Below are 6,345 nucleotides of genomic sequence, written 5' to 3' on the forward strand. Positions count from 1 at the left end.
ACGTGTCCCATCGTCCCCCCGAATCAATCTCAGCCGCCAAAATCCACCATCAGAGCGTGGTTTTTGCACGGCCTGGAAAGCCAGGACCCATTAGCCCAATTCTCAATTGTTGCGCGACGCTGGGTCCGCATTCTCGTTCACAAGTAAATTCGGTGGTTATCGGTCCTGGCTTTCGCCAGGACGACACCGGTGGAAATTCGCGTCTACCCCTCCGCCTCGAGCCACTCCGCGGCGCCGCGCCACAGGGCGTCGCGGTGTTCGCTGCGGAAGAAGCCGAAATGGCCGATCGCCTTCGCGCCGGCGTCCGCGGGACGGATCGAGATGATCTCCGGTGTGATCGACGTGAAGGCCGAGCACAGCAGTTCGACCGCCGGCCGCGTTGCCCAGGTGTCGTCGGTGATGGTGAGTGCGCGGAGCTTGCCCTTGAACTTCGGAAAGTTCTCGCGCGCGGCAAGCGCCGGGTCGTCGAGCAGATAGCGCTCGCGCATCACCCAGCCGCGCCATTGCTCGAACACGCCGCGCGGCAAGTCCATGCCGAGACCGGCCCAGCCCGGCACATAGCCGAGCGTGCGGGCGAGCGGCAGGCCGATGCCGTTCATGAAGGCCACGACGCGGTAGCGCTCGGGCGAAGCCATCAGCTTCCAATGCGCTGCTTGCGAGGCGATCAGCAAGGCGCGCGGGATCTCGGCGTTGTTCGGCAACAGGCCGAGCGCCTGGCCGCCGAAGGAGTGGCCGACATAGGCAAAGGGCAGGTCACGGTAGCGCTCGCGCATCCAGCGCACGGCGGCGGCGGTGTCGAGCGCGGCCCAGTCCGCCATCGTCGCCTTGAAGCCGGCCAGCGACTTCTCCTTGTTCAGGCCGGTCGCCACCATCGGCCTGGAGTCGCCGGTGCCGCGGTAGTCGTAGGTCAGGACCGCCGAGCCGCGGCGGGCGAGATAGCCGGCAAAGCCGCGATAGACCTTGCGGGGCACGGCGGTCGCCGAGTTGATCAGGACGGCGTGGCGCTTCTTGCCGCGGGGCAGGAACAGTGTGGCGGCGAGCGGATAGCCGTCCGCGGCTGGCACGACGATGTCGTCGCTAAAAACGTCGTCCAGCGCGGCGGCGGCCACGGCGATTTCCCCGGCATTCATGCTATGCTCTACCAAATGCGAATTCGGATTTTCTTGCAAGGGCTTGACGGAATTGCAGGAATCCTTCTAGCGGGAGACCGGCGCCCTGTGTATAAGCCGGGCTTTCCGTATGCCCGCGATTAAGTCGCGGTTTTTGCTCAGGAGTTGACCTCATGTCCGAGCGGTGGACACCCGATAGCTGGCGCGCCAAGAAGGTGCTGCAGGTGCCCGATTATCCCGATGCCAAGGCATTGGCCGATGTCGAGGCCCAGCTGGCGACCTTTCCGCCGCTGGTGTTCGCGGGCGAGGCGCGCAGCCTGAAGAAGGCGCTCGGCCGGGTCGCGGCCGGTGAGGCCTTCCTGCTGCAGGGCGGCGACTGCGCCGAGAGCTTTGCCGAGCACGGCGCCAACAACATCCGCGACTTCTTCCGCGTGCTGCTGCAGATGGCCGTTGTCATGACCTATGCCGGCGCGCTGCCGGTGGTGAAGGTCGGCCGCATCGCCGGGCAGTTTGCAAAACCGCGCTCGTCGCCGACCGAGAAGCAGGGCGACGTCGAGCTGCCGAGCTATCGCGGCGACATCGTCAACGACATCGCCTTCACGCCGGAAGCGCGTGTTCCCGATCCGCAGCGCCAGCTGATGGCCTATCGCCAATCCGCGGCGACGCTGAACCTGCTGCGCGCGTTTGCGACCGGCGGCTTCGCCAATCTCGGCAGCGTGCATCAATGGATGCTCGGCTTCCTGAAGGATTCGCCGCAGTCCCGCCGCTACAAGGAACTCGCCGACCGCATCTCGGACGCGCTGAACTTCATGCGCGCCTGCGGCCTCGATCTCGAGAGCCATCCCGAGCTGCGCGCCACCGATTTTTATACCAGCCACGAGGCGCTGCTGCTCGGCTACGAGCAGGCGATGACGCGGGTCGATTCCACCACCGGCGACTGGTACGCGACCTCGGGCCACATGATCTGGATCGGCGACCGCACCCGTCAGCTCGACCACGGCCATGTCGAATATTTCCGCGGCATCAAGAACCCGATCGGCCTGAAATGCGGCCCGTCGCTGAAGCCGGACGAGCTCTTGAAGCTGATCGATATCCTCAATCCCGACAACGAGCCGGGACGCCTGACCCTGATCAACCGGTTCGGCGCCGACAAGGTCGGCGACCACCTGCCGGGCCTGATCCGCGCCGTGCAGCGCGAGGGCCGCGTCGTGGTCTGGTCGTGCGATCCGATGCACGGCAACACCATCACCTCGACCTCGGGCTACAAGACGCGGCCGTTCGACCGCGTGCTGGCGGAGGTGAAGTCGTTCTTCGCAATCCATGCCGCCGAGGGCGCCCATGCCGGCGGCGTGCATCTGGAGATGACCGGGCAGGACGTCACCGAATGCATCGGGGGCGCGCGCGCCATCACTGATGAGGATCTCAACGACCGCTATCACACGGTCTGCGATCCCCGTCTCAACGCCGAACAGTCGATCGACATGGCCTTCCTGATCGCCGAGTTGCTCAAGCAGGAGCGCGCCGGCAAGGTCAAACCGATGCCGGCCGCCGCGGGGTTATGATTTGGGGCAGGCGAGTTGGGGGCAGTGACTTGGGGGCAGTGACTTGCTGAGGTTCTGGCGAGCCACCATCAACTCGCGCAACGGGCTGGCATTCGCCATCCGCTCGGAGCAGGCGATCCGCGAGGAGGTTGTGGCGCTGGTGCTGTCGGTGCCGCTGGCCTGGCTGGTCGGCGCCACCGTGATGCGTCGGTTCGAGCTGGTCGCGACCGTGGTGCTGGTGCTCGTGATCGAGCTGCTCAACACCGCGATCGAGAAGCTCGCCGACCGCCTGACCATGGATCACGACCCGCAGATCGGGCGGGTCAAGGACATGGGCTCCGCCGCCGTCGGCGTCGCGCTTGCGATGGCCGGGCTGTTCTGGCTGTTCGCCCTCGCCGAGCGCTTGGGTGCATTCTAACCGTGATCGTGAATAAGCCGATCAAGCTTGCGGTGATCGGACGAGGTCTGATCGGGTCGGCGGCCGCGCGACATCTGACCAAGATGGGTCACGAGGTCGCACTGATCGGGCCCGGTGAGCCAGCGGATTTTGCGCGCCATGACGGTGTGTTCGGCAGCCACTATGACGAAGGCCGCATCACACGGACCTACGATCCGCAAGCCTTCTGGCGGCAGATGAACCGCGCCGCGATCGCGCGTTACGGCGAGATTGCTGCGGAAAGCGGTGTCGATTTCTACCGGGAGGCCGGCGCGCTTCACGTCGGCAACAGCGAAACCACCGATGTCGCCTCGATCGGCGATGTCTGCGCCGACGAGGTGATTTCCTGTGAAGCCTATCCGGACGCGGCGCTCGCCGAGCGGTTTCCGTTCCTGAAATCAACCGCGGGCATGCTGGGCTATTTCGAGCCGCGCAATGCCGGCTACATCAGCCCGCGGCGCCTGGTGCGGGCGCAGACGATCGCGGCGGAGCGCGCGGGTGCGCGGATCATCGACGAAGCGGCGCTCGGGATTTCGGAAACCGCTTCCGGTGTGACGATCCGGACGCGATCGGGCAACCTCGAGGCCGAGCGTGTGCTGGTTGCCGCCGGCGGGCATACCCAATCGCTGCTCGGCCGATCGCTCGGTGTTACGGTCTACGCGCGCACCGCGGCGCTGTTCCGGCTCGATCGGGCGGAGGTCGAACGCCTGGCCGGCATGCCGTCGATGCGCTGTCTCGGGCCGAAGGGCGACAACCCCTACATCCTGCCGCCGATCCCGTATCCGGACGGCCAGACCTGGTTGAAGCTCGGCGGAGATCCGGTCGATCTTCCGCTCGGCAGCGAGGCTGACATCAAGGACTGGTTCCGGTCGGGCGGATCGGTTGACGTCGCGGATCGCCTGCAAGCGCAGATCCTCGATCGCATCCGCGGCCTCAAGTTCGAAGAGCGCCGCGTCGTGCCCTGCATGACCAGCTTTGGCGACAGCGGCTTGCCGCTTATCGGGCCGCTGTCCGAACGGGTCACCGTCGCATTCTGCTGCTACGGCAAGAGCGCAAAATGTTCGGACGAATTGGGCCGGTTGGGTGCTCTGGCGCTGCTCGGCGAGGTGAGGGCGGAGCTTGCACCCTGACCAGGGATCCCAGTGCGATTTCTGCAATCGCACCATGACCGGACGGCCATTGAAGTTTGCCCTTGTGCGGGACAACATAAAGCTATGAGCGAACAACAGATCAAGATCACCCTGGCGCAACTCAATCCGACGGTCGGTGACGTCACCGGCAACGCCGCGAAAGCGCGTGCGGCGCGCGAGAAAGCTAAGGCCGACGGCGCCGATCTCGTGGTGCTGTCGGAGCTGTTCCTCGCCGGCTATCCGCCGGAGGACCTGGTGCTCAAGCCGGCGTTCCAGGCGACCTGCCGCGCCGCGGTCGAGGAACTGGCGCGCGAGACCAAAGACGGCGGTCCGGCCATGCTGATCGGCACGCCCTGGGTCGAGGACGGCAAGCTCTACAATGCCTGCGCGCTGCTCGACGGCGGCCGCATCGCCGCGCTGCGCTACAAGGCCAATCTGCCGAATTACGGCGTGTTCGACGAGAAGCGGCTGTTCGCGCGCGGTCCGGCGCCGGGTCCGGTGACGGTGCGCGGCGTGCGCATCGGTGTGCCGATCTGCGAGGACATCTGGCTCGAGGAGTCAGAGGAATACGAGAACGTCGTCGAATGTCTCGCCGAGACCGGCGCCGAGATCCTCGTGGTGCCGAACGGCTCGCCCTATGCCCGCGACAAGGCCGATCTCCGGCTGTCGATCGTGGTGGCGCGGGTCACCGAGAGCGGGCTGCCGCTGGTCTATTTGAATGAAGTTGGCGGCCAGGACGAATTGATCTTCGACGGCGCCTCGTTCGCGCTGAATGCCGATCTCTCGGTCGCGGCGCAGCTTCCGGCGTTCGAGGAGAACATCACGACGCTGACCTGGCGCAAGACGGCGGATGGCTGGCGCTGCAACGGGCCGAGCACGGCGCAGCTCGAGGGCGACAAGGCCGATTACGCGGCCTGCGTGCTCGGCCTGCGCGACTACGTCCGCAAGAACGGCTTTCCCGGCGTGCTGCTCGGCGTCTCCGGCGGCATCGACTCGGCGTTGTGCGCGGCGATCGCGGTCGATGCGCTCGGCGCCGACAAGGTGCGCGGCGTGATGCTGCCGTTCCGCTACACCGCGCAGGTGTCGCTCGACGACGCCGCCAAGCTCGCCGCCGCGCTCGGTATCCGCTACGAGATCCTGCCGATCGCGGATGCCGTGAACGGGTTCGAGACAATCCTGGCACCGGTGTTCAAGGGGCTGGAGCGCGACATCACCGAGGAGAATTTGCAGGCGCGCGCCCGCGGCACGCTGTTGATGGCGATCTCCAACAAGACCGGCGCCATGGTGGTGACGACCGGCAACAAGTCGGAAATGTCGGTCGGCTACGCCACGCTGTATGGCGACATGAACGGCGGCTTCAACCCGATCAAGGACATCTACAAGACCGAGGTGTTCCGCCTGTCCAGCCTGCGCAATGCCTGGAAGCCGGACGGTGCGCTCGGCCCCTCGGGCGAGGTGATCCCGGTCAACATCATCATCCGGCCGCCGACCGCGGAATTGCGCGAGAACCAGACCGATCAGGATTCGCTGCCGCCCTACGAGGTGCTGGATGCGATCCTCGAGCGGCTAGTGGAGCGCGAGGAGCCGCTTGCGACCATCATCGAGGCCGGCTTCGACCGCGACGTGGTGACCCGCGTCGACCGCCTGCTCAACATCGCCGAATACAAGCGGCGGCAGGCCGCGCCGGGGGTGAAGGTGACGCGCAAGAATTTCGGCCGCGACCGCCGCTATCCCATCACCAACCGCTTCCGCGATTTCGGCAAGGCGTTGCCGGAGCCCGACGAGAAGCTGGTGGCGCGCACCTCGCGCGCGTCGGCGGAGGCGTTCGAGGGCTGAACCCTCTCGAATGCCACGAGGCTCTTCCCCCTCTCCCGCTTGCGGGGGAGGGTCGGGGTGGGGGTGTCGCCGCGAGCGAGACCGCCGACGTGGAGAGAGCCCCCACCCATATCGCATCTTCGATGCGATATGACCTCCCCCGCAAGCGGGAGAGGTGGGGAATGAGTTCGCGGACGGGCTTCTACTGCTTCTTCTGCTGAATGAAGGTCGGGCCGACCGTGCGGATCTGGCCGTCGCTCGCGGGCGCGGCCGGAGCTGGAGCCGTGGCGTCGGCCGCAGCCGGCGGCTGCTGA

5 protein-coding genes are annotated in these 6,345 nt (G+C 66.3%); 4 read left to right on the forward strand and 1 reads right to left on the reverse strand.

Annotated elements, in window-relative coordinates; translation table 11 throughout:
• Nucleotides 1–203: 203 nt before the first annotated feature.
• Nucleotides 204–1,130 carry an alpha/beta hydrolase family protein gene (locus tag AC628_RS34895; protein WP_074131239.1) on the reverse strand — a complete coding sequence of 309 codons (927 nt, stop codon included), beginning with the start codon at nt 1,128–1,130 and terminating at the stop codon, nt 204–206.
• Nucleotides 1,131–1,282: 152 nt separating this feature from the next.
• On the opposite strand from AC628_RS34895, the gene AC628_RS34900 reads away from it, so the two are divergent.
• The 4 genes from AC628_RS34900 to AC628_RS34915 all read left to right on the forward strand — a co-directional run bounded on the left by AC628_RS34900 (nt 1,283) and on the right by AC628_RS34915 (nt 6,052).
• Nucleotides 1,283–2,671, forward strand: a complete 1,389-nt coding sequence (locus tag AC628_RS34900; protein WP_074131240.1) for a class II 3-deoxy-7-phosphoheptulonate synthase — start codon at nt 1,283–1,285, stop codon at nt 2,669–2,671.
• 43 nt (nt 2,672–2,714) lie between these two features.
• Nucleotides 2,715–3,068 carry a diacylglycerol kinase gene (locus AC628_RS34905; RefSeq protein WP_074131241.1) on the forward strand — a complete coding sequence of 118 codons (354 nt, stop codon included), beginning with the start codon at nt 2,715–2,717 and terminating at the stop codon, nt 3,066–3,068.
• Nucleotides 3,069–3,070: 2 nt separating this feature from the next.
• Nucleotides 3,071–4,216: an NAD(P)/FAD-dependent oxidoreductase gene (locus AC628_RS34910; RefSeq protein WP_210190299.1), complete on the forward strand. Its 1,146-nt coding sequence runs from the start codon at nt 3,071–3,073 to the stop codon at nt 4,214–4,216.
• 84 nt (nt 4,217–4,300) lie between these two features.
• Complete coding sequence (locus AC628_RS34915) at nt 4,301–6,052, forward strand: NAD+ synthase (protein ID WP_074131242.1); 1,752 nt, start codon at nt 4,301–4,303, stop codon at nt 6,050–6,052.
• Nucleotides 6,053–6,345 lie beyond the last annotated feature (293 nt).

The organism is Bradyrhizobium sp. NAS96.2 (genome assembly GCF_001908235.1).
In the GTDB taxonomy this organism is placed as follows: Bacteria; Pseudomonadota; Alphaproteobacteria; order Rhizobiales; family Xanthobacteraceae; genus Bradyrhizobium.